We start from the raw sequence: 24,756 nt of genomic DNA on the forward strand, positions 1-24,756 counted from the left end.
ACTTTTTAAAATAATTTTATCGACCAAAAAATTAGTATCTATAACTTTTCAGCGACATACATTATCATAGCATCAATTCTTGTATTTGTCAAGAGGTGATCAGAAAAAATTAATCTTTGGTAATTTTTAAATAAATTTTTCTCGTTCTCGGACCATCAAATTCACAAAAATATATTCCCTGCCAGGTTCCTAATAATAATTTTTTGTTTTCAATTATAATATTTTGATCAACACCAAATAGACTTGATTTTATATGTGCAGCTGAATTACCTTCCAAGTGTGCATAATTATCATCAAAAGGTATTATTTTATTTATTTCTTTTTTGATATCACTTTTAACATCAGGATCAGCATTTTCATTTATAGTAACTGCAGCAGTAGTATGAGGGATGTGAATCTGTAATAATCCAGATTCTAACTCTGTTTCTTTAATCGCATTTTGAATCTGAGTGGTAACATCAATAAGTTCTACTTTATTATTTGTCTTAATTGATAATTTTTTAAGCATTTTTAAAACTCCTTTCATTGTTATTATTTAAATTTTCTCAATTAAGAATCAGGTTTCAATTAGCTGAAAATTTAATTAATTAAATTTAAAGATATAGCCGGGATTTTATCACCCCGGCTATTTATTTTAACTTATATCTCAATTATTCATTACTTTCTGGTCTCATGGTTGGAAATAAAATTACATCCCTAATGGAACTTGAATCAGTTAATAACATAATTAATCTATCAATACCAATTCCCAGTCCACCTGTAGGTGGCATACCATATTCTAAAGCTCTAATAAAATCATAATCCATCATCTGTGCTTCCTCATCACCAGCTTCACGCATTTCTACCTGTTTTTCAAATCTGCGCTTCTGTTCTTCTGGATCATTTAACTCACTAAATGCATTAGCAATTTCTCGACCATAAACAAACGCTTCAAAACGATAAGTAAAACGTGGGTCGTCTTCGATTTTTTGTGCTAATGGTGATACTTCAATTGGATAATCCATAATAAATATTGGCTGAACTAATTTTTCCTCAACCCTTTCTTCGAATACTTCATTTAAAACTTCTCCATAAGATAAACCTTCTTCAAGTTTCACACCCACTGAAGCAGCAGCTTCATAAGCAGCTTCCGCTGTTTCAAATTTAGTAAAATCTACATCAGCATATTTTTTAACAGCTTCTACCATTGTTATTCTATCCCAGGGAACTGTAAAATCAAGCTCCGTACCTTCATACTCGAGAGTTGTAGTACCCAAAACTTCTTCAGCTAAATGGCTGACCAAATTCTCAGTTAGTGCCATCATATCATGATAATCTGCCTGGGCCTGATAAAGCTCCATTGTTGTAAATTCAGGATTGTGCTTATATGACATGCCTTCATTACGGAAATTCCTATTTATTTCAAAAACTTTCTCAAAACCACCAACAATAAGCTTTTTAAGATAAAGCTCTGGTGCAATTCTTAAATATAAATCCATATCTAAAGTATTATGATGGGTGACAAAAGGACGCGCAGTAGCTCCACCAGCAATTGGATGCATCATTGGAGTTTCTACTTCTAAAAATCCTTGGTCCTCTAAATATCTTCTCATTTCTTTAATAATTTTGCTTCTTATAACAAAAGTTTCTTTTACATCTGGATTCACAATTAAATCTAAGTAGCGTTGGCGATATCGAATATCTTTATCTTTTAAACCATGAAATTTTTCCGGTAAGGGTCTTAACGATTTAGTTAAAAGTTTAAAAGAAGAAACTCTTATAGATACCTGGCCTCTATTTGTTTTAAATACAGTACCTGTAATTCCAACTAAATCACCAAGATCTAGATCCTGAAAAAATTCATAACGGTCTTCACCAACATTATTTTGCTTCACATATAACTGGACTTTACCGCTCATATCCATTAAATCAGCAAAACTTGCTTTTCCATGAGTACGAATAGCCATTAAGCGGCCTGCTAATTTAACTTCTTTTTCTTCAAGTTCTTCAAAACTATCTTCCACTTCTGCTGCATGATGAGTAGTTTCATATTTTTCCGCAAAGGCTTTTTTCTTTCTCGATCTAAGTTGAGTCAACTTTTCCCGTCTCTGCAGCATTAATTCATTCATATCTTCGAGCATATTTTCACTCATTATAAATATCCAACTCCTTATTAAATTATAATAGAGCCAAGCTCTATTCCTTAAAATTCGAGTTCAAGTTAATAAAAACAAATAATAAAATTAAAACATTATTAATATCTAAATTTAATGTTTAACTTTTTTAATTGAAATAATTTTGTAATTAACTTCTCCAGCTGGAGTTTCTACAGTTACTTCATCACCAATCCCATGTCCTAATATAGCTTTCCCAATTGGAGATTCATTAGAAATTTTGTAATTTAATGGATCTGCTTCTGCTGAACCAACTAAAGTATAGCTGATTTTCTCATCACTATCAAGGTCATGCAGCATAACTGTTGTCCCAAGATTAACCTTTTTATCAGTTACATCTTCATCTTTTACAACATGTGCATTGTTAATCATGTTTTTAATTTCCTGTATTCTTCCCTCAACAAAAGCCTGTTCATTTTTAGCATCATCATATTCCGAGTTCTCGCTGATATCACCAAACTCTCTGGCCACTTTAATTCTTTTAGCAACTTCACGTCTTTTTTCTGTTTCTAAATATTCAAGTTCATTTTCTAATTTCTCATAACCCTCTTCTGTCAACATTACTTGTTGTTCTGACATAAATATCTACCTCTACTTTCTAAATTATATTCAAAATTTTATAATTCTCTAAATTATCTAATATATCTAAAACTATCAAAAGGGCCATCAAACTCAGCCCAACAACAAAGTGTGTCAGACAAATCATCTGACACCTATATAAGTCTACAATTATTAATTATTATAAATAACTTTAGTTTTATTGTCAAGAAGCTTTTTAGCATAATCCGTTAAATAATAGCATCAAACTCCAATATTTTTTCAATAATTTATAATGATTTTTGATATTTTTTTAATAAAGCTATTAATTTATTCTTATCAGCTATTTTATTTGCTTCATTTTTCATCTTACCAGCATTTGGCATCCCTTTTAAATACCAGGAAATATGTTTGCGCATTATTGGAACACCATGGTTTTCTCCATAATAATCAACTGTTAACTCTAAGTGTTTTAAAGCCATTTCGATTTTTTCAACATTTGAAGGAACTTTAATTAATTTCCCCTTAGTTAAATACTCTACAATTTCTTTGAAGATCCAAGGATTTCCCTGAGCAGCTCTTCCGACCATTATTCCATCACATTTAGTTTTATCGATAATTGAGGCAGCATCCTCTGCAGAAAAAATATCACCATTCGCTATAACAGGAATTTCAACTGCATTAACAACATCTTTTATAATCTCCCAATCAGCCTGACCTTTATAAAACTGACTGCGGGTACGACCATGAACTGCAACAGCTGCAGCACCTGCTTCTTCCGAAATTTTAGCCAATTCAACAGCATTAATATTTTCTTCATCCCAGCCACTTCTCATTTTAACAGTTACTGGAACCTCAGCTGCATTTACTGTTTTTTTAATTATCTCAAAGGCTAAATCAGGCTTTTTCATTAAAGCAGAACCAGCACCATTTTTTACAATTTTCCTGGCCGGACACCCCATGTTAATATCTATCAAATCGATATCATATTCTGCAGAAATATCTGCAGCAGCACGAGCCATAAATTCTGCATTCTCACCAAAGATTTGAACAGCAATTTTTCCAGTTTCCCCTTTATCAAACTCAATGAGTTCAGCAGTTCTTTTATTTCCATACTCATAACCTTTTGAACTAACCATTTCAGTATATAATAAATTTACACCCATTTCCCTTACTAACTGTCGATAAGGATAATCACTTACTCCAGCCATTGGAGCCAAAAAAACAGCAGGCTCAATTTTTATATTAGCAATTTCCATTATGATCCCATTCCATTAATATCAGCTATGTGTTTTAAGCCTTTTAAAGTTAAAAATGGTTCAACATAATCAATAGAATCAGTTTCAGCTGCAATTAAACTAACTAATCCACCAGTCGCAATTACAACTGCTTCTTTAGATAATTCTTTTTTGAATTTTTTTACCAAATATTCAACCTGGCCGACAAAACCATAAACTATTCCTGATTTCATCCCGTCAATTGTATTTTTACCAATTGCATGACCTGGTTCAATCAATTCAATTCGTGGAAGTTTAGCAGATTGGCTAAATAAAGCTTCTGAGGATATACCAATTCCAGGAGCTATAGCTCCACCTAAATATTCACCTTTTTCAGAAATGGCACAAAAAGTTGTGGCTGTACCAAAATCGACAATGATAAGAGGACCTTGATAAAACTGATGTCCAGCGACAGCATTTACAATTCTATCTGCCCCAACTTCTTTAGGATTATCCATTTTAATATTCATTCCAGTCTTGACACCTGGCCCAATCACTAATGGATTGACATTAAAATAACGATAAGCTGTTTTCTTTAAAATCCTCAAAATTGGTGGTACCACACTTGAAATAATTATGGAATTAACAGCATCATCAGTAATATCTGCCGACTTAAATAAATTTCTAAACAGCATCCCATATTCATCAGGGGTTTTATTTCTATCTGTTGAAATTCTCCAATGAGTTTTTAGATCATCTCCTTCATATAAGCCAAGTACTGTATTAGTATTCCCAATATCCATTGTTAAAATCATTTCAATTTCTCCTTATTATTTTATATAATTTAGACTATAAAAGACTGCAGAAAATAGAACAGTATCTGCAGCCTATAAACTCATTCCTGGTTATTCTCTAAAATAATCCTTAATCTTTTTAAAAATTTCATGAGTAGATAATATTTTTTTAACTCTACCTATTCCTTCACCAGTGAAAAACACGCCATTATCCAAATCACCAGCTTTAGCATTTACCAGGGCATCCTTAATACAGAATTTTCTGGTGCAGTGTTTTAAACAATCCGTACAATTAGCTGGAGGTGGTGCTTCTCCAGCTTTAATCAAGTCGGAGAATCTAGTTTTTATTGCATTAGCTTTATAACCAACTGAACTCATAATTTTCATAACATCATCAGAAGAAGCTTTAACACATAATTGTTTGAATTCATCCGCCACTGAGGCTTCTTTACTTACTAAAAATCTAGTTCCCATCTGCACTCCATCTACACCTAGCTTAAGCATTTTTTCAATATCTTCTGGAGTCACAACATCACCAGCACCAATTACTGGTATCTCTATTTTACCCACAATTTTTTTAACTAAATTAAAACTATATTCATCACTTCCTAAATGTCCGCCAGCATTTCCACCTTCTACTACAACAGCGGCCGCTCCCAGTCTCTCAGAAATTTTTGCAAGTTTTAATGAAGAAACAATTGGTATTACAGGAGTATTACTTTCCTTACCAACACTAAACATATCTCGAGAAAAACCAGCACCTGAGATAATTACATCTATACCGGCTTCTACTGAAGCTTTTAACAGCTCACTAAATCCAGCAGCAGCAAACATTATATTAACACCTATAATTCCATCACTAAGTTTTTTAGCCTTTTTAATTTCAGTCTTTAGTTCTTTTGGTGTCATAACTGAAGCTCCAATAACTCCAATTCCACCTTCGTTAGCCACTGCAGCTGCCAGTTCAGCCATCGATACACGAATTGCCATCCCACCCTGTATAATGGGAAACTCCGGTTTCAAATCAGCAATTTTCAATTCAGGTAATTTCAATTTATCACTCCTAAAATTATCTTAACTTTATATTCTATTTTATCTTATCATATAATAATAAAGATTTAAAATGTTTTTTTGACTATTGGTCATCTTTTTTTAATTATTGAGGATTTGGTGAAATTTCAATTTCACCTGCTAAAAATTGCTGCTTGTATTCCTCAATTTTAGTTAAAGTATCAGAACTTATTAGCTTTTCGGCCTGTTTTTGAGCTAAAACAAAAGCATTATCACTAATACCATATTCTTTTATCTCATTTATATAATTATCATTATAATGAGCTTCTATTATTCTTTTTACAATTTGATCAGTGTTTTTTAAAATAGCAGTTAATACATTATTAGGAGCTAAATTTATGTCCGTTCTATTTAAAGAAATCAAATTCATATTTTGTTCTATAGCCGCTTCAATAATTCCACTTGAAGCAGCTCCAGCAGCATAAAAAATAATATCTATATTTTCTGCTGCAAGTTCTTCAGTTATATTTTTAGCTTTAGAAAAATTATTAAAACTACCTAGATATCTATTATATATTTTTACTTCAGAATTGGCTTTTTTAGCACCGGTATTAAAACCCACTTGGTACTGCTTTAGTTCATCATTTTCTTTTGCTCCAATAAAGGCTATTTTAGAATTTTGGCTTTCTAGAGCAGCAATTATCCCCGCTAAAAAAGCAGCTTCTTCTTTTTTAAAGGTTATAGATGTCACATTTTCTTCTTTAACTATACCATCAAAAATCACAAAATTTCTTTCTGGGTACATTTGAGCTGTTTCTTTAATGGCCCGCTCCATAGTGAAACCAACACCCCAAATTAAATCAAATTTGTTTTCTGCAAAGTAATTTATATTCTCTAGATATTCTGTCATTAAAGTTGATTCTCTAAACTCAAATAATATATTCAAATTTTGTTCAACTGCATTAATTGATGCTCTCAATTGGTCATTATAGCTGTAATCTCCAAAACCTCCAATATCACTTACTAAAGCAACTTCCAAATATTGGGCTGAAGCTGAAAATGAAAAAAATAAGAAAATAAATATCAAAATTATTATTATTTTAAATTTCATTTTTTTGCACCTTTCTAAAGTTATTTATTGTATTTTTTTAGACTTTTATAATTTAAAGAAGTATTAAAAGAGCTAACTTTTTTACTTTGACCATTGTTAAAATTAATTAATAGATCTCCATCGTCTAATATTTTCTTTATTTCCCCTGTATAATTATTATCTTTATAAGTAAAATCAATTTTTTTGCCAATCAAAGCTAATTTTTCCTTCCACATTAAAATTATCTCTTCTCTTTTTTGATCAAAATAATTATTTACATAATCATTCATCTTTTCAATTAGTACAGCTAGAAATAAATTTTTATCTATATGCTCTTTTCTTTCTAAATAATAAGATGTTGCTAAATTATTAATTTCTTTTTTAAAAGTAGAATTATTTAAATTTATACCACAGCCAATTATCACAAAAGTATTTTTACTATTATCTATGACTAACTCAGATAAAATACCAGCAATTTTCTTTTGAGAGGCTAAAATATCATTTGGCCATTTTACAGCAGCTGATAAGTCAAAATATTTAAAAGTGTCATAGACTGCCAGAGCTGCTGCCGCAGTAACCAATGGGATTTTTGCTGTTTCGTCCTCAACAGCAAATAAAAAAGAAGCAGCTAAACCCTCTGGACCACCAGAAAACCAGCTGTGACCTCTTCTGCCTCTACCTTTTTTCTGAAAATCGGCAGCAAAAACATAGGTATTGTTTATATCATTTTTAGTTTTCATGTTTTTTAGATATTTTTTAGCCTGATCATTTGTTGAATCAGTTCTAGAAAATAGCTTTAGCTTAATTTTATTTCTTAAAGGTTCTTTTAAGCTTAATTTTATTTTATCACTATTAAAGAAATTTAATATATCCATATAAATTCTCCTAGAAAAAGGACCCAAAATTGGGCCCTTAATTATTAACAGCTTTTACCAGCTTCAATTTTTCGAATTTTTACAGCATTGTAATTTAATAATGTTTTAATGAAATATGCATAAATAGGTATATTTATTAACTGACTTACTAATCTGGGGGGCATTAAAACAGTAAATGGAACTCCAAAAAGTAAATTAATAAAATATGGAACTAAAATTAAAGAAGAAATTAATTGCCCAATTGAAATCGAAATAAAAATTATTGGTAGGGTTCTACACCTCTTTAAAATATAAAACACCATAAAACCTGGAATAAACCCGGTTAAAAAAGAGGTAAGCGTAAAATGAGGCATATAAGCACCAAGAGGATTAATAAAATAACCAAGTAAATCCCCCAAAGCTCCAACAACACCTCCCGCGACTGGTCCAAAGGCAATACCCGCAAATATTATCGGTAATGCACCAAATCCAATTCTTACACCTTCAACACCTGCAATTGGAATTCTAATACTTAATACTCGAGTTAAAATAATAGTTAAGGCAGTTAAGAATGAAAGATACGCTATTTTTTTTGTACCTATTTTAATTTTTTACACCTCCCTCCCCCTTTGGTTAAGATGATAGTTTATCTGCACCAAAGAAAGAGGACACTTTGGTGACAGCGGACGCGACAAGGAGACCGCAGCTATAAAGCTTTCGTTTCAAAGCAACGTCCCATCTTTGAACACTCTACGCCTCCTGTCTACTCTATCACTATATTATTTAATATATTATAACTTATTTATAAACATTTTTAAAGTTATTTAGAACAATCCAGAAATTTTACCATCAGCATCTATATCTATATTCTCTGCAGAAGGTCTTTTAGGAAGTCCTGGCATTGTTAATACAGGACCAGTCATAACTACTAAAAACCCAGCACCTGCAGAAAGATTAATTTCATTAACAAAGATTTTAAAACCACTTGGACGTCCTTTTAAATTTGGATTATCAGAAATTGAACTTTGAGTCTTAGCCATACAAACTGGAATATCTGCATATCCCTGTTCATTGTATTTTTCAATCTGAGCAAGTGCTGTATCGCTATAGTTAACACCATCAGCTCCATAAATTTCTTTAGCAATTATCTCAATTTTTTCTTTGATAGGAGCCTTTTCATCATAAAGAAATTCAAATTTACTTTCTTCATTTTCTAAAACATTCACAACAGCATTTGCTAATTCTTCTCCACCTTTTCCTCCATGAGCCCAAACCTCAGATAAGGCTACATTAACACCTAAATCTTCACATTTTTGGCGAACTAGATCTAACTCTGCTTCAGTATCATCAGGGAATCTATTAATAGCTACAACTGTTGGCACACCGAATTTATGCACATTTTCTATATGTTTTTCTAAATTTTCAATACCCTTTTCTAGAGCTTCTAAATTTTCTTCAGTTAAACCATCTAAGTCTACCCCACCATGCATTTTTAGGGCTCTTATAGTTGCCACCAACACTGTAGCATCTGGTTTCAAATCAGCAAATCTTGACTTTATATTATAAAACTTCTCAGCACCTAAATCAGCACCAAAACCTGCTTCTGTAACAGTAATATCACCCAGCTTCATTGAAAATTTAGTTGCCATAACACTATTACATCCATGAGCAATATTGGCGAATGGTCCTCCGTGAATAAAGGCAGGGGTGTTTTCTAAAGTCTGAACTAAATTAGGTTTAATAGCATCTTTTAAAAGAGCTGTCATTGCACCTTCAACCTGTAAATCGTTAGCTGTTATACTTTCACCATCATAACTATAACCAACAACAATTTTCCCCAATTTTTCTTTTAATTCCATCAAATCATTTGCCAGACAAAGTATTGCCATTATTTCTGAAGCAACAGTAATTAAGAAACCATCTTCTCTTGGCTGTCCATTTATTGTACCCCCTAAACCAACGATAGTATTTCTAAGTGCTCGATCATTCATATCTAATGCCCTTTTAAAAGTAATTTGAGTTGGATCAATATTCAATTCATTACCCTGTTTTATATGATTGTCAATTGCAGCTGCCAACAAATTATGTGCTATACCAATAGCATGAATATCACCTGTAAAATGGAGATTTATATCTTCCATTGGAATTACCTGAGCATAACCACCACCAGCTGCACCACCTTTAATCCCCATTGTGGGGCCCAATGAAGGCTCCCTAATTGCAATCACAGCATTTTTACCAATTCGGTTTAACGCCTGTCCCAATCCAACAGTAGTTGTTGTTTTTCCCTCACCAGCTGGAGTTGGTGTAATTGCAGTAACCAAAACTAATTTGCTATCTGCCTTATTAGATAACTTTTTTAAAACATCCAATTTTACTTTAGCTTTGTATTTACCGTATAATTCTAAATCATCTTCCTCTAAACCAACTTTTTCAGCAATCTTTGTTATTTCTTTCATCTTTGCTTCCTGAGCAATTTGAATATCACTTTTCACTATATTTCCCCCTATTTGCTTATTCTAGATCAAAAAATAAAAAATTAAATTTTTGACTTATTTTTAGTACCTATTTTAATATTTCAATATAATTTAAGCAATTCCTTCTTTATAATTAGATTGTGATTTGAATAGCTTTACAAATTTAACTGTTTTCTAGAATTAAAAAATGTTTTAGCACCTTTGTTAACCATAAAAAACACTGTTAAAGTTACACTACCTAAAATCCCCATCATAATTGCAATTTGATATTTTATCGCAATAATAGGAGAAGCTCCAGCTATAATCTGACCAGTCATCATACCAGGCAGAAAAACAATACCCATTCCCATCATAGAATTAATTGTCGGAAGAACTGCATTATAAAAAGCCCTGTTGCTTATTTCTTTAACAGCTGTTTCAGGCTCTGCACCTAACATAAGATAATTTTCAACTAAATTCTTATTATCTCTAATGCCATTGATCAGATAATTCACCCCCAGAGAAATACCTGTCATTGAATTACCAATTAACATTCCTGAAAGAGGAATAAAGTAATCTGCTCTAAACCAGGGATCTAAACCAACAACTGCAATTACAAAAAATAATATACTAATTGAGGTTCCTAAAAACATAGATCCTGCAATAATTAATTTTAATTTTTTCGAAATTCTGCCTTCAACTCTCCCAAAAATATTATAAATTGCAAATGTTTCCATTATTAATAATATTAGTATACTATAAATAGGGCTTTGATTAGAAAAAACATATTCTAATATAAATCCAACTGCAATTAGCTGAATTGTCATTCGAACTGAAGCTAATAAAATTTCCCCTTTATGACCAATTTCTTTTTGTTTGACAATAAATAGTAAAACTAAAACAAATATATATGCAAAAACAAGCTGCATTATTTGAATATCTATTGTTCCACTCATTTTTATACTCCCTCTTTTTTTGTGATTTTTATTTTAGATCTATTTGATAATTTTACCATTTTCAATATTTATTATTTTATCAGCAAATTTTTCTGCAATTTTAGAACTGTGAGTCACCATAATTAAAGTTCTGTTGTTTTTTCTAACATAATCGACCACCCTCTTTATTATTTTCTCCTCAGTCTTTTTATCCAGAGAAGAAGACGGTTCATCTAAAAGCAATACTTTAGGCTCTAACAGCATAACCCTGGCTAATGCCAATCTTTGTTTTTCGCCTCCAGACAAATTATCAGCAGCATCATTTAAGTCCTGAGTTAAAGAAACTTTTTGTAAAAGCTCATTATAATTTAAGTTCCTTGAATTTTCATTATCGGTTATTGCCTCTGTTTTTGTAAAATTATCTTTAATAGTACCTTTAAAAATTTGAGGATCTTGGGGCAGCATCACAATTTCACGCCTCAGAGATACCGGATCATAACTTTCTATATCTTTTCCCTGATAAGTAATTGTACCCTGATCAGCTGTTATCATATTATTTAACAGCTTCAAGAAGGTTGTTTTGCCTCCTCCACTGCTTCCTAAAATTGCTGTAACCCTATTTTCTTCCAATAATATTTCTTCTATATTTAAAATATTTTTAAATTTAATTTTTTCAAGTTTAAACATTATAATCTCTCCTAATAAATTCTTTTATGATTATTTTAAATATAATTATGATTCCATTATTTCCTGACTCAGTTCATGAGTCTTTTCCTTAACTTCTTCTAAAACTTTTTCGCCTTTTTCAGTTAGACTATAATATTTTCTAATTTTACCATCAACAGTTCGTTCCCGACTGGTCAGTATTCCATCTGCTTCCATAGAATGAAGAATTGGATATATTGTCCCTGAACTTACTTCATATCCATGACTTTTTAACTCTTCAATCATCCATAAACCAAAAATTTCTTCTCTTGCATGATGGAGAATATGAATTCTCATAAATGCTAAAAACATCTTCCTTAAAATATCATTTTTCATATTTGCACTCCTTTATCGATAGTCGATATTGATTTTTATTATAGGCTTTCGATAATAAAAAATAAAGTAATTTGGTTACATTAATTGATTTTTTAGAACAAAATGTCCTTCGAACAATCTGTAATATAGTAAGGTTAAATTTTGTTGATAGCGGAAATTATGAAACTATAAATATTATCCACAACAAACCATTAGGTATAATTTCCTGGTATTATATAATGTTGATAGATAAGAAAAAAGACCAGCCGCTAAGCTGATCTTTTAGATAAATTATATATTTATGCATTCTGCGTTTCTGGTTTGAAGGTTTTAATTATACTTTCTTTCTTTTTTTTGTCACCATCAGAATCACCTGATTCATCAATTCTATCTTTATCCGGATCACCAGTAATTTCTTCGCCCTTTATCAGACGTTTAATTTGATCCGCATTTAATGTTTCATGTTTTTTTAAAGCTGCAACAATTCGTTCTACTGTCTCGGAATTATCTCTAAGCAGTCGTTCCGCCTTGCTGTAGCATTCTTCCACCATTTTACTGATTTCTTTATCAATTCGAGCAGCAACTTCTTCACTGTAGTTTCTTTGACGAGAAATATCTCTACCTAGAAAAACCTGCTGATCATGTTTCTGACCTAAGGTTAATGGTCCTAAGTTTTCACTCATACCATATTCAGTTACCATTGCTCTAATAATCTGAGTTGATCTTTCAATATCATTCTGGGCACCTGTACTGATATCATCAAGAAAGATTGCTTCTGCAGCACGTCCTCCCATCAAACTAGTAACCTTATCTAAAAGCTGTCCTTTAGTCATAAAGTTTTGATCATCTGAAGGCAGGGGTACTGTAAAGCCCCCGGCTCTACCTCGCGGTATAATTGTTACTTTATGAGTTCGATCAGCATGTTCAAGAAGTTCACCCAGCAGAGCGTGTCCTGTCTCGTGATAGGAAACAAGATTTTTTTCTTCTTCAGATACTACTTTGCTTTTTCTGGCAGGTCCAGCAATCACACGATCAATTGCATCATCAAATTCCTTCATTGCAATGATATTCTTTGATCTTCTGGCAGCTAAAATAGCAGCTTCATTAGCTAGATTTTCCATATCTGCACCTGTAAAGCCAGGAGTTCTTTTAGCAAGAACCTCTAAATCGATATCATCATCTAAAGGTTTATTCTTCACATGAATTTCAAGTATTTTTTGTCGTCCTACCCTATCCGGCTTATCAACCATAACCTGCCTATCAAAACGTCCTGGTCTTAATAAAGCAGGATCTAAAACATCAGGTCTATTGGTTGCTGCCATTAAAATGATCCCTTCATTTGGCTCAAAACCATCCATTTCTACAAGCAGTTGATTTAAAGTCTGTTCACGCTCATCGTGTCCACCACCAAGTCCAGCACCACGCTGACGTCCAACAGCATCTAACTCATCAATAAAGATAATACAAGGTGCATTCTTCTTACCTTTTTCAAATAAATCTCTTACTCTAGAAGCTCCAACACCAACAAACATTTCAACAAAATCAGATCCACTGATAAAGAAGAAGGGAACCCCTGCTTCTCCAGCAACTGCTTTTGCCATCAATGTTTTACCTGTTCCTGGAGGTCCTACCATTAAAACTCCTTTAGGTACTTCTGCACCTAACTCAGTAAATTTATCAGGCTTCTTTAAAAATTGAATTACTTCCTGCAGTTCCTCTTTTACTTCATCATAATTAGCAACATCATCAAATGATACTTTAACATCACTCTCATTCAATTTTGCCTTACTTTTTCCAAAGGACATCATTTTGCTGCCGCCACCCTGCATTTTCTGCATAATAAAAATCCAAGCGACAATTAAAATTACAACAGGTAAAATATAACTTAAGATATTAATCCACCATGGTGTTGTTGGCTGTGGTTTTGTTTTTATATTAACATCACCAGCTCTTAAATCCTGCATTAAAGAGGGAATAGCTTCCGGTGGAATTGGAACTTTAAAATCTCTATTATTAATAGTACCTGTTACTTCCTGATTACCAACAATAGTTACCTGATTTATATTATCAGCTTCAACCTCCTGCAGTAAATTCGTGTATGTGAAGTCCTCTACAGTAGCTGGTCCCTGCTGCATAAAAAATTGAGCAACTAAAATAGATATTGCAATCAGAATTAAATAAAATCCTATATTTTTAACAAACTTATTCAAATTTCTTTACCTCCCCTACGACTTAAATCATATACAATAAAATATTATAACATAATATTTATATTTTGTAAATATTCTATTATCTCCCCAGCCTTAATCATCTGTTTTGTTTAAAACAGATGAAATACTCAGCTAAAACACATTATAAACTATAAATATTAAATTTCAATTAGAAATCTATAAATATAAATATTAGTATTTAAGCCGGTGAGTATTTATATATATAATTTTTCTTTTAGAACACCAATAAATGATAAATTTCTATATTTTTCAGCAAAGTCAAGCCCGTATCCCACAACAAATTCATCTGGTATTTCAAAACCATTGAAATCAGCATCAATTTCTTTTTTTACTCTTCTTTCCGGTTTATCTAATAAAGTAACAACTTTAATGCTTTTAGGATTTCTTGTTTGAAGCATATCAATTACATGTTTTAAAGTTCTTCCAGTATCAATAATATCTTCAACAATTAATAAGTGTCTGCCCTCAATGTTTTCTTCCATATCCTTAATAATTCGAACTACCCCAGATGATTCAGTAGAAGCGCCATAGCTTGAAACATCCATAAAATCAAAAACTACCGGCAAATCGATTTCTCTTGCTAAATCAGCCATAAATAAAATCGCTCCTCTTAAGATACAGAGCATTACAATATCATCATCATCATTATAAATATTTGTAATTTCTTTTCCCAACTCTTCAATCCTCTGTTTTATTTCTTCTTCATTAATAATAACTTCTTTTATATCATTTGTGAAAACATTATTCTTTCCCATTGTGGTCCTCCTAATTATATTTTAATTTTAAAATTAAAACCTTATTTGTTTTTTCAGTAATTTTATAATCATCAGAAATTCTATATGGAGCCAGCCAAATAATATTGTCATCTGCATCTGTTATTATTGGCACATTTTTTCTTAAGTTCTTAGGTACTTTTTCATCAATTAAAATATCCTTCACCTTTTTATGTCCACTCATTCCTAAAGGTACCAACATATCACCAGGATTTCTGCTTCGTATTTTTAATGGTGACTTTAATTTATCAAAATCAAAAGCTGCCTGCCGTGGATTTTCATTAAAGGAAAATTCTTTTTTTCTTAAAATATTAGAATATATACTATAAATTTCATTGATTTTAATAGTTTCTTCTATTTCAATTTCTTTAGGTTGAAAAACTGTATTGGTTTGCCTATTATTTTTTTTAAAAAATATTAAATTAGAGTAACTAATTTCAACTCTAATTCCAGAAGCAATGTCTATACCTCTTCCAGTCTGCTGGTTAGAAATTAATTTTTCTATTTCCAAAATATGATCAAAATATAAATCATCAAGATTATCATTAAGTTTATTATAAATTAATCTATAAAGCCTGCGCTGTAAAACCTGATTGATTTTTTTTAATTTATCAAAATCAATTATAATCCTATCATCATTTTTTTCTTTGAAAATTTCTTCATATTTTTGGATAGTGAGTTTTTCTAAAAATTCATTTTCAGCAGCAATAATTTTACTATTACGAGAAATAACTTCCCTTGCTTTATCATTAATCTTATTTTCTACAATCGGAAAAATTTCGTTGCGGATTATATTTCTGCTGTAAATACTCTGCTCATTACTGCTGTCAAAACAAGGTTCTAACTTATGTTTTTGGCAGTAGTTTAAAATCTCTTTTTTGCTGAAAGATAACATCGGATGAATTACATTTAATTTTTGAATCACTACTTTAGCTTGAATACCACTCAATCCTTTTAAACCTGTACCCCTAAATAAGTTTAACAAAATTGTTTCTGCTTGATCATCTCTGTGATGAGCTAGTGCCAATCCATCATAGTTATATTTTTCAATAATATTTCTAAAAAAATCAAACCTTATTTTTCTAGCTGCTGCCTCAGCAGAAATATTTTCCTTTTTTATAATCACTGGCAGATTTTCACTTTTTCTAAAAAGTTTGATTCCTTTTTTCTCAACAAATTTTTCAACAAAATCAGCTTCAGCGGCAGATTCTTTTCTAAAATTATGGTCTAAATGAGCTGCAGCTATCTCTATATTTAATTCCTTACTAAGATTACAAAAAAGATTTAGCATTGCTAAAGAATCCGGGCCACCTGAAACACCAAGCAGTAAACTTTTACAATTATCAAGTAAATTATTCTTATTTATAAAATCTTTAAACCTGCTTTTCATCATAAAAGTCTCCCTTTTTTTAACTTCTTTGAGCATCTTTTTGAAGAACTTAATTTATTTAATCAAAAGCTCTTTTTTCAATAAACCATAAAGTAAGTCGTGATCACTTACATACAGTTCTTGAACATTTAAGTAATTCAAAATTGTTTTTAAAATAATAAGACCAGCTGTAATAACATCAGCTCTTTTAGGCTGGAGTCCTTTAATTTTCTTTCTTGTTTTTAAATCAAGATCAGCAAATCTATTTAGAATATTTTCAAGCTCAAAATATTCTAACCTCAAATTTTCTATTTTACTGCTGTCATATTCTTCTAAAGCAAGTTTAACTGCAGCTACTGTAGTTATTGTACCACCTACTCCTTTAACTTTAAATTTTTTATTTAAATCAAGCTTTTGTTTTAAAAGATTTTCTACATAACTTTGAATCTCTTTTTGTTCAAGTGATCTGATCTTTTTTTTTGGATCAGAAATAAATTTTTCAGTCATTCTCACACAACCAATATCTAAACTCTTAAAATTTATATCAGAAGTAGTTGGCCAAATAAATTCTGTACTGCCACCTCCAATATCAATTAATAAAAAGTCTTCATCCAAATTAGATACTGCTCCCAAATAATTTAATTCTGCTTCTTTTTCACCACTGATTATTTCCAGTACTAAATCTAATTTTTTTATTTTATCAGTTAATAAATGGGGATTTTCTACATCTCTTAAAGCACTTGTTCCAACAACTCTAATTTTATCCACCTGAAACTTATCAATTGTTTTTTTATATTTTTCCAAAGCTTTATAAACTCGATTAACAGCTTCTTCTTTCAAAAATCTGTTTTGATCAACACCCTCACCTAGTCTTGTTATTTCTAACTTCCTACTTAAAACATCCAAAGATTTATTGGCTTTTTTTTCAGCTATTAGCAAACGACAAGAATTTGTTCCAATATCAATTGCTGCTGCTCTCAAATTGATCAACCCTTTCTTTACATATCTGACAGTTATCAGGCCAATTAATTTTACTAAACACAATTTCACCAGCTGGATTAAACTTATCAACTAAAAAATCAGCTAGATGTGTATGCAGACACTTTATTCCTTCTTTTTCTTTAATTCCACCAACACCGGAATTCATTAATGTATTATAAAGATCTTCTGAAATGCTTTTAGCTTCAGCTAATTGTTCTGCTGATAACAAAGACTTCCTCTGCTCTGCATATTTCTCATGTGTTTTTATCATTTTATTTTTAAACTTGGGGTTATATTTTAATTTTCCCTGCAGTTTTGAAATTAAATTACTTTCTGCTTCTAAACGATCAACTTCATAATTTAAATGTGGACAACTCAGCCAATAAATTGTGGGCGCTGGAACACCATTAACAAATGGATTAACAATTATTACAGCTGGATAATCGAAAGGACAAAATTTTGCTATTTTTAAAAAATTATTTATTTTTCTATCTAACTGCAGTTCTATAATTTCGTGCTCATTCATTATTTTTCTCCTATAATTTTATTATTTACTTTCTATAAAAAGAGAAAACACCCCTTAAACGAATTAAAGGATGTTTAAAAAGTTAATAAAATAATGGCAAATATTTATTTAGAACTCCCGCCATTTTTTGCCTCTCTACTTTTTAGATCTTGCTGACGCTCACTGCTCTGCTTTAAGAAACGATCCATCTTTTCTTCAAAAGACATCTCCGGAGCGTGATCAATTCTGTCACCTGGATCCTCTAATTGTTTGATGGAAAGTCCAATTTTTCCGTCATCATCAACATTGATGACTTTAACCTTGACTTCATCACCTTCTTTAAGGAAATTACTAATATCTTTTACATAAGTATTAGCAACTTCAGAAATATGAACGAGGCCAGTATCTCCAGTTTCCAATTCAACAAAAGCACCAAAATTTGTTATCCCTGTAACTTCTCCTACAACTATAGTTCCAACTTCAATGGACATGCTTAAAAAATTCCTCCCTAGATATTAATATTGTACTCATTATAACTTAATTACGACAGAGCTGTCAAATTTATTGGCTAAAATTTTCTAAAATTTTAAAGTTAAAGAAATTCTACCCCGTTTTTGATCAACATCAAGGACCTTAACCTCTATATTCTGTCCTATTTCAACAATTTCAAAAGGATCATTAACATACATCTGACTCATTTCTGAAATATGTAATAATCCATCCTGTTTTAAACCAATATCAACAAAAGCTCCAAAATCAACAATATTTCTAACTTTTCCTTTGAAAATCATTCCAGACTCTATATCTTCTATTTTCAGGATGTCCTTTCTAAAAATAGGTGCTGGCATAGAATCGCGAGGATCTCTCCCTGGCTGTTTTAAAGCCGCAGTAATATCCCTTGCAGTCGGCAAACCAATATCTAACTGGTCTGCAATTTCTATTAAGTCAATTTGTTCTAATTTTTCTCTAAGAGTTTCAACTATATCTTTATTTCGAATTGCATCAGCTTTATAATTTATTTTATTTAATATTTTTTCTGCTGCTTCATAAGATTCAGGATGAATAGGAGTAACCGCAAATGGATCTGTTTCTGAATCTAAACGAATAAATCCAGCTGCCTGTTCAAAAGTTTTAGGGCCAAAACCATAAACATCTAATAATTCTTCTCTCTTTTTAAAAGCTCCATTTTGACTGCGGTGCTCAATAATTTTCTCAGCATTGTTAGAGCTGATTCCAGCAACATAAGTTAAAAGAGCAGCAGAAGCTGTATTTATCTCAACTCCAACATGATTAACTGCATCAACAACTACCTCATTTAGAGCTTTTTCCAATCTTTTTTGTGAAATATCGTGTTGATACATTCCTACGCCAAGTGATTTGGGATCAATTTTAACTAATTCGGCGAGTGGATCCTGAATTCTGCGCCCAATTGAGATGGCACCTCTAATCGAGACATCTAACTTAGGAAACTCTTTTCGGGCCAGTTTAGAAGCCGAATAAACAGAAGCACCTGCTTCACTAACAATGGTATATTCTACATCCATTCCACTTTTAATTAACTCGGCAATAAAAGTCTCAGTTTCTCTGCTTGCAGTCCCATTTCCAATTACGATTAAATCAATATTATGCTTTTTCACTAAGTTAGCTACTGTTTCAGCCGCCATTTCCATTTGATTAACAGGTGAATGAGGATAAATAGCTCCTGTCTCTAATAACTCTCCATCTTCAGCTAATACTGCTAGTTTACAGCCCGTTCTAAAGGCTGGATCAACTGCAAGAACTCTTTTAGCCTCTAATGGTGGCTGCATTAATAAAGAATGAAGATTTGTTGAAAAATTATGAACTGCTTTTTTTTCTGCTTTTTCAGTTAAATGATTTCTTATTTCTCTTTCTAGAGATGGAAATATCAACCTTTTATATGCATAATCTACTGCATTTATTAAATGTTCAAAACTTCCTCTTTTTCTGTTATCAAACTTATAAATATTATATATCATTTCAATAGCTCTTTCATCAGAAACCTCAGCTTTAACCCTCAAAATATTCTCGTTTTCACCTCTATTTAAGGCTAAAATTCGGTGAGGAGGAATTTTATTGATTGACTCTTTAAACTCATAATAATCTTGGTATTTCCCTTCTTCATCCTCGTTTTTTTGTTCAGAGGTGATTTTAGCAGTTTTAAAGACGAAAGTTCTTAATTTCTTTCTTAATTCAGCATCATCTGATATTTCTCCAGCTATTATATCTTCTGCTCCGCTTAAAACATCTGTTACAGAGTTCAGTTCTTTTTCCGAATCTAAATGTTTTTCAGCAATTTTTTTAATTTCAGCTTCAGTTTTTTTCTGTGAAAATATTAAATCTGCTAGAGGCTGCAAACCTTTATCAATTGCTTTAGCAGCTTTTGTTTGTTTTTTTACTTTAAAAGGACGATATAAATCTTCAACTTCTTGTAAAGTATTTGCTTTTTTTAATTTAAATAATAATTCATCATTTAATTTTTCCTGTTTTTCTGCCGCCTCTGCAACTTCATTTTTTCTCTCGTTTAATCTGCGCAAATAATCGATTTTTTCCTCTATATTTCTTATCTCTTCTTCATCAAGGCTGCCTGTCATTTCTTTTCGATAACGCGCAATAAAGGGAACTGTATTCCCTTCATCTAACAAATCAACTGCTGCTTTTACATTTTCTATTTTTAATTTCAACTCTGAAGATGCAAGTTTAAATAAGTCTATTTTTATGTGTTCTGACATTTAAAATCTCCTTTATTAAAAATATTAATTATCATTATTATTATCATTTTCTTCCCCTTGATTATCACCTTGTTCTTCCTTTATTGATTCAACTGGTATTAATAATTTTTCTCCTGGTTTTACCAAACCCAATTTTTCTCGTGCAACTTCTTCTATATATTCTTTACTATCACTATTTTGAATTTGTTTTTGTAATTGTTCATTTTCTGCCTCTGTCTCAGCAATTTCAGCTTCGATTTCCTTTATTTTATTTTCAATTTGAGTCATTCTAGTTATATTCTGATAAAAATTAAAAGCAGCAATTACAGCTATAATGACTATAATAGCTATAAAAACTGGATTCAATAAAAAATCCTTTTTTTGGCGAGGCATTTTTATTCCTCCTAAGCAAACTATTATCGTATTTAATACTTACACTAATAATTATACTTGAATTTGTTAAATTAATCAAAAAAGCAGCTGAATTAAAAATCCAGCTGCTGCTATAATTCAAATATTTATTTTTCTTTTTTACTCTAAAATACACACTCTTCAGTTTCAGCATCAAAGATATGAATTTTTCTTAAGTCAACACCAAGAGAAATTGTATCTCCCGTTTTTGCAGTACTTTCAGCTTCTACACGAGCAATTAAAGAGTGTGCTTCTTCTGCTAAATATAAATAAATTTCAGAACCCATAGGCTCAACAACATCTACATCAGCTTCAAAAGAATTATCTTCTTTAACTTCAAAATCATGATTAATATTAGTATCTACAATGTCTTCAGGTCTCACACCAAAAACTACATTTTTGCCTACATAATCCTTAATATGGTCTTCTTTATCTTCTGGAACACGAATTCTAAAGGTTCCATCACCATCAATATAGTAAGTATCTCCTTCTTTTTCAATTTTAGCATCCATAAAGTTCATAGCTGGAGAACCAATAAATCCAGCAACAAACATATTGTTAGGTTTATTATATAGAGATAATGGATCATCAACCTGCTGGATAACACCATCTTTAAGCACAACAATTCTATCTCCCATTGTCATCGCTTCAGTCTGATCATGAGTTACATAAATCATTGTTGTTTGTAATTCATCATGCAGTTTAGATAATTCAGTTCTCATCTGAACTCTTAATTTTGCATCAAGATTAGAAAGCGGCTCATCCATTAAGAACACCTGAGGCTCACGCACAATTGCACGTCCTAAAGCTACACGCTGTCTCTGACCACCAGATAACTGTTTAGGTTTTCTTTCTAATAACTGCTCAATACCTAGGATATCAGCAGCTTCCTGTACACGTCTTTCAATTTCATCTTTAGGAAACTTACGTAATTTAAGCCCAAAAGCCATGTTATCATAAACATTCATATGTGGATAAAGAGCATAGTTCTGAAAAACCATCGCAATATCTCTGTCTTTAGGCGCTACATCATTAACAACCTGATCTCCAATTTTTAAAGTACCCTCACTGATTTCTTCCAGACCAGCAATCATTCTTAAAGTGGTTGATTTACCACAACCGGAAGGTCCTACTAAAACAATAAATTCTTTATCCTTGATTTCTAAACTCTGATCCTTTACTGCCACTAAATCACCAAAACGCTTATAGATATGTTCTAAAGTCACACTTGCCATTAGAAAATCCTCCTCATAATTTTAATTATATTTTGATATTGATGACTCCCTAATAATTAATTCGGGAGTTAAAACCTTGATTTGTTGATCCTTCATTTTTTTATTAATTAGCTTTAATAAAAAATCAAAAGAATAATCAGCTAATGCATCCACCGGTTCACTTAATACCGTCAGCGGTGGATCAATAACCGATGTCAAAATGTTGTCCCCATAACCAACTACTGCAAAATCATCCGGAATGAAATATCCTCCCATTTTAATAGCCTCCACCAGACCAATAGTAGTTAACTCGCTTGTTGAGATGAAAGCATCTGGAATAATATCCCCTTCAATTATTTCTAAAAAGACATTATAACCAGATTTTCTATCAGCTTTAATTGAAAAAATAAGATCTTCATTAATTTGATAACCGTGATCAATTAAAGCTGCTTTATAGCCAGCTGATTTTTCTTCTTCAATTAAGTTATAATCTTCTCCACCAACAAGAGCTATATTTTCAAATCCCTGATCGAGAAGATGGCCTACAGCTTTATAAACTCCCTGACTATAATCTGTTAAAACTGATGTAAAAAAATTTTCCTCTGCGAGTCGGTTAACCAATACAATATTGTTGTCCGGACTAAAACTAGCTCGCAGAAGATGACCCTCAACCAGCTTTCCCCCAATAAAAATAGCACCATCAACTTGATTTGACTCTAAGAGTGTTAGATAAGATTTTTCTTTTTCTGTTTGATTGTTTGTATTACATAGTATTATTTGATAACCATTTTTTTCAGCCGCTTTTTCTAGACTCTTGACTATTTCTATATTACCCGGACTGTCCATCTCTGAAAGAATTACAGCTATCATATTTGTTTTATTTGCTGCTAAACCTCTTGCAAGTTGATTCGGACGATAATTGTGTTTTTTTGCAATTTTTATAATTTTTAATTTAGTATCCTCACCAACTCCGGGCTTATTATTTAAAGCCCTAGAAACTGTTGACTCAGCAACATCAGCCATTCTAGCAATATCTTTGAGGGTGATCTGCATCTTTTCGCCTCCAATTTAAACACTCACTAGAATTTACGCAAGCGCTTGCGAAATTTAAAAAGAAAAAAGAGTCTGTAAACTACCTCTTAGTATATTATTCGTCACAGACTCTAAAACTCCTTCTTTTTTTAAAAAATTTTTATAATTTTTTTAAAATCTCATCAAAATCAATTGAATCAACATTTCCATAAACTAAATGTGCTTTACCTACTCTTGACTCAGGTCCAACTCCTACTGCCTTCATATTAGCAGCTAAGGCTGCTTCTACTCCAGATTCTGCATCTTCTAATACAACACATTCCTCAGGCTCAAGACCAAGATTCTTGGCTGTGTGTAAAAATAAATCTGGGGCTGGCTTAGCACTTTCAACACTATTACCATCTGAAATAGCATCAAACATATCATAAATCTGCAGCTGTTTTAAAACTTTCCTTGCATTCCTACTTGATGAACCCACAGCAATTTTAAAACCATCATTTTTTAGTCTTTTTAATTTAGATTCCATATCATCAAGGATATTCTCTTTTGTAATTTCTTCTAAATATTTTTGATAATAAGCATTTTTTCTATCTGTCCACTCTTTTTTGATCTTTTCTGGGAGTTCTTTGCCATCTAAAATTATGTCTAATGAATCCATTCTAGAAACGCCACGTAATTTTTCGTTAATCTCACGATTAAAAAAAAGGTCTTCTTCATCAGCCAGCTTCTGCCAACTTTTATAATGATATTCGGCCGTATCTGTTATTACTCCATCAAGATCAAAGATAAAAGCTTTAATTTCAGTTGCCATAATCATCACTCCTATTATTTAAATTGAATTAATATAAAATATTATATCTAATTTTTTAATTTATATCAAAACTTGCAATTATTTTTTCTACTGGATCAAGAGTCGGTCTCCAGATCTCTAACTTATCAGCAGCTGCTGATAACGGTCTGGACATTCCCTCCATAAATAAGCAGATTTCCGTTAACTCGTCCATTGGAATTGGATTTTCAGCAAAAATATTACTAATAATTGTAATATGAAACATCCACTCTTCATAATTTTCAATAGTTGAAATCCCCTCATTAATTAAACTTTGATGAACTGACTCAGAAAATTGCTTTAATGATTCAGTTTCATTAACTTCTAAAACCAGCTGATGCTGATCTGAAAATTTAATACAGCTAAACCTATCTACTTCTATTTCAATTTTTCCAAAATCTTTAATTTTCTTTAATAAAATTTTTTTAGCTTTTTTTGCTTTTCTCTTATAAATTCTATCAATTGTAATATGAAGCTGCGGATATATTTGGTCTGGATAAAGATTATAATGTTCAGAAACAATTTTTTGGACTTGTGATGCAGTTTCTACAAGTTCTTTTCCAGGAATTAATACTAAAAAATATTCATTTTCTAAGTCTGCAGCCTTTATCATAA

25 protein-coding genes and 1 riboswitch are annotated in these 24,756 nt (G+C 31.4%); all 25 genes read right to left on the reverse strand.

Translation table 11 applies throughout. From position 1 onward, the window contains the following. Positions 1–109: 109 nt before the first annotated feature. Positions 110–508 (reverse strand): secondary thiamine-phosphate synthase enzyme YjbQ, encoded by a 399-nt coding sequence (locus C7954_RS10785; RefSeq protein ID WP_089656124.1) that lies wholly within the window; start codon positions 506–508, stop codon positions 110–112. A gap of 142 nt (positions 509–650) precedes the next feature. After that, positions 651–2,132: a lysine--tRNA ligase gene (gene lysS / locus C7954_RS10790; protein ID WP_073160828.1), complete on the reverse strand. Its 1,482-nt coding sequence runs from the start codon at positions 2,130–2,132 to the stop codon at positions 651–653. A 114-nt stretch (positions 2,133–2,246) separates the two neighbouring features. After that, positions 2,247–2,732: a transcription elongation factor GreA gene (gene greA, locus C7954_RS10795; RefSeq protein ID WP_073160826.1), complete on the reverse strand. Its 486-nt coding sequence runs from the start codon at positions 2,730–2,732 to the stop codon at positions 2,247–2,249. Between the two features lie 248 nt (positions 2,733–2,980). Further along, complete coding sequence (dusB, locus tag C7954_RS10800) at positions 2,981–3,949, reverse strand: tRNA dihydrouridine synthase DusB (RefSeq protein ID WP_134060000.1); 969 nt, start codon at positions 3,947–3,949, stop codon at positions 2,981–2,983. Continuing rightward, the gene (locus C7954_RS10805; protein WP_073160822.1) at positions 3,949–4,722 is read right to left on the reverse strand and encodes a type III pantothenate kinase; all 774 of its coding nucleotides are present in this window, start codon (positions 4,720–4,722) and stop codon (positions 3,949–3,951) included. Before C7954_RS10805 ends, dusB begins: the two co-directional genes overlap by 1 nt. Before the next feature lie 90 nt (positions 4,723–4,812). Next, positions 4,813–5,754: an NAD(P)H-dependent flavin oxidoreductase gene (locus tag C7954_RS10810; protein WP_073160820.1), complete on the reverse strand. Its 942-nt coding sequence runs from the start codon at positions 5,752–5,754 to the stop codon at positions 4,813–4,815. A 103-nt stretch (positions 5,755–5,857) separates the two neighbouring features. Beyond that, entirely contained in the window at positions 5,858–6,823 is a 966-nt protein-coding gene (locus tag C7954_RS10815; protein ID WP_134060002.1) for a BMP family ABC transporter substrate-binding protein, read from the reverse strand. Between the two features lie 20 nt (positions 6,824–6,843). Continuing rightward, positions 6,844–7,677, reverse strand: a complete 834-nt coding sequence (locus C7954_RS10820) for a biotin--[acetyl-CoA-carboxylase] ligase (RefSeq protein ID WP_134060004.1) — start codon at positions 7,675–7,677, stop codon at positions 6,844–6,846. Between the two features lie 44 nt (positions 7,678–7,721). After that, a complete protein-coding gene (locus C7954_RS10825) occupies positions 7,722–8,264 on the reverse strand; it encodes a folate family ECF transporter S component (protein ID WP_134060006.1) in 543 nt (180 codons plus the stop codon). Positions 8,265–8,334: 70 nt separating this feature from the next. After that, positions 8,335–8,429, reverse strand: a riboswitch (THF riboswitch). A gap of 51 nt (positions 8,430–8,480) precedes the next feature. Continuing rightward, entirely contained in the window at positions 8,481–10,151 is a 1,671-nt protein-coding gene (locus C7954_RS10830; RefSeq protein ID WP_073160812.1) for a formate--tetrahydrofolate ligase, read from the reverse strand. 137 nt (positions 10,152–10,288) lie between these two features. Further along, positions 10,289–11,068 (reverse strand): ABC transporter permease, encoded by a 780-nt coding sequence (locus C7954_RS10835; protein ID WP_089719294.1) that lies wholly within the window; start codon positions 11,066–11,068, stop codon positions 10,289–10,291. Positions 11,069–11,107: 39 nt separating this feature from the next. After that, on the reverse strand, positions 11,108–11,734 hold the full coding sequence (locus tag C7954_RS10840) for an ABC transporter ATP-binding protein (protein WP_089723359.1): 627 nt from the start codon (positions 11,732–11,734) through the stop codon (positions 11,108–11,110). A 45-nt stretch (positions 11,735–11,779) separates the two neighbouring features. Then, positions 11,780–12,088, reverse strand: a complete 309-nt coding sequence (locus C7954_RS10845; RefSeq protein WP_073160806.1) for a PadR family transcriptional regulator — start codon at positions 12,086–12,088, stop codon at positions 11,780–11,782. Positions 12,089–12,366: 278 nt separating this feature from the next. Continuing rightward, a complete protein-coding gene (gene ftsH, locus C7954_RS10850; RefSeq protein ID WP_089656129.1) occupies positions 12,367–14,277 on the reverse strand; it encodes an ATP-dependent zinc metalloprotease FtsH in 1,911 nt (636 codons plus the stop codon). Between the two features lie 215 nt (positions 14,278–14,492). Continuing rightward, on the reverse strand, positions 14,493–15,053 hold the full coding sequence (gene hpt, locus C7954_RS10855; protein WP_073160534.1) for a hypoxanthine phosphoribosyltransferase: 561 nt from the start codon (positions 15,051–15,053) through the stop codon (positions 14,493–14,495). A 10-nt stretch (positions 15,054–15,063) separates the two neighbouring features. Continuing rightward, a complete protein-coding gene (gene tilS, locus C7954_RS10860) occupies positions 15,064–16,461 on the reverse strand; it encodes a tRNA lysidine(34) synthetase TilS (protein ID WP_134060007.1) in 1,398 nt (465 codons plus the stop codon). 54 nt (positions 16,462–16,515) lie between these two features. Continuing rightward, a complete protein-coding gene (locus C7954_RS10865; protein WP_089717657.1) occupies positions 16,516–17,421 on the reverse strand; it encodes a Ppx/GppA phosphatase family protein in 906 nt (301 codons plus the stop codon). After that, the gene (locus C7954_RS10870) at positions 17,402–17,947 is read right to left on the reverse strand and encodes a DUF501 domain-containing protein (RefSeq protein ID WP_134060009.1); all 546 of its coding nucleotides are present in this window, start codon (positions 17,945–17,947) and stop codon (positions 17,402–17,404) included. The genes C7954_RS10865 and C7954_RS10870 overlap by 20 nt, the downstream gene beginning before the upstream one ends. A 104-nt stretch (positions 17,948–18,051) precedes the next feature. Beyond that, positions 18,052–18,417 (reverse strand): S1 RNA-binding domain-containing protein, encoded by a 366-nt coding sequence (locus C7954_RS10875; RefSeq protein ID WP_073160526.1) that lies wholly within the window; start codon positions 18,415–18,417, stop codon positions 18,052–18,054. Between the two features lie 87 nt (positions 18,418–18,504). Then, the gene (locus C7954_RS10880; RefSeq protein ID WP_134060011.1) at positions 18,505–20,676 is read right to left on the reverse strand and encodes a Tex family protein; all 2,172 of its coding nucleotides are present in this window, start codon (positions 20,674–20,676) and stop codon (positions 18,505–18,507) included. A 24-nt stretch (positions 20,677–20,700) separates the two neighbouring features. Beyond that, a complete protein-coding gene (locus tag C7954_RS10885) occupies positions 20,701–21,048 on the reverse strand; it encodes an FtsB family cell division protein (protein ID WP_089719305.1) in 348 nt (115 codons plus the stop codon). A gap of 143 nt (positions 21,049–21,191) precedes the next feature. Further along, positions 21,192–22,301 (reverse strand): ABC transporter ATP-binding protein, encoded by a 1,110-nt coding sequence (locus tag C7954_RS10890; RefSeq protein ID WP_089656134.1) that lies wholly within the window; start codon positions 22,299–22,301, stop codon positions 21,192–21,194. 21 nt (positions 22,302–22,322) lie between these two features. Next, on the reverse strand, positions 22,323–23,333 hold the full coding sequence (locus C7954_RS10895; RefSeq protein WP_089656135.1) for a LacI family DNA-binding transcriptional regulator: 1,011 nt from the start codon (positions 23,331–23,333) through the stop codon (positions 22,323–22,325). A gap of 139 nt (positions 23,334–23,472) precedes the next feature. Beyond that, complete coding sequence (gene pgmB, locus C7954_RS10900) at positions 23,473–24,123, reverse strand: beta-phosphoglucomutase (protein WP_073160516.1); 651 nt, start codon at positions 24,121–24,123, stop codon at positions 23,473–23,475. A gap of 55 nt (positions 24,124–24,178) precedes the next feature. Then, complete coding sequence (locus C7954_RS10905) at positions 24,179–24,754, reverse strand: 2'-5' RNA ligase (RefSeq protein WP_073160514.1); 576 nt, start codon at positions 24,752–24,754, stop codon at positions 24,179–24,181. Between the last annotated feature and the right edge of the window lie 2 nt (positions 24,755–24,756).

It is taken from the genome of Halanaerobium congolense, from assembly GCF_004366375.1.
GTDB lineage: Bacteria > Bacillota > Halanaerobiia > Halanaerobiales > Halanaerobiaceae > Halanaerobium > Halanaerobium congolense.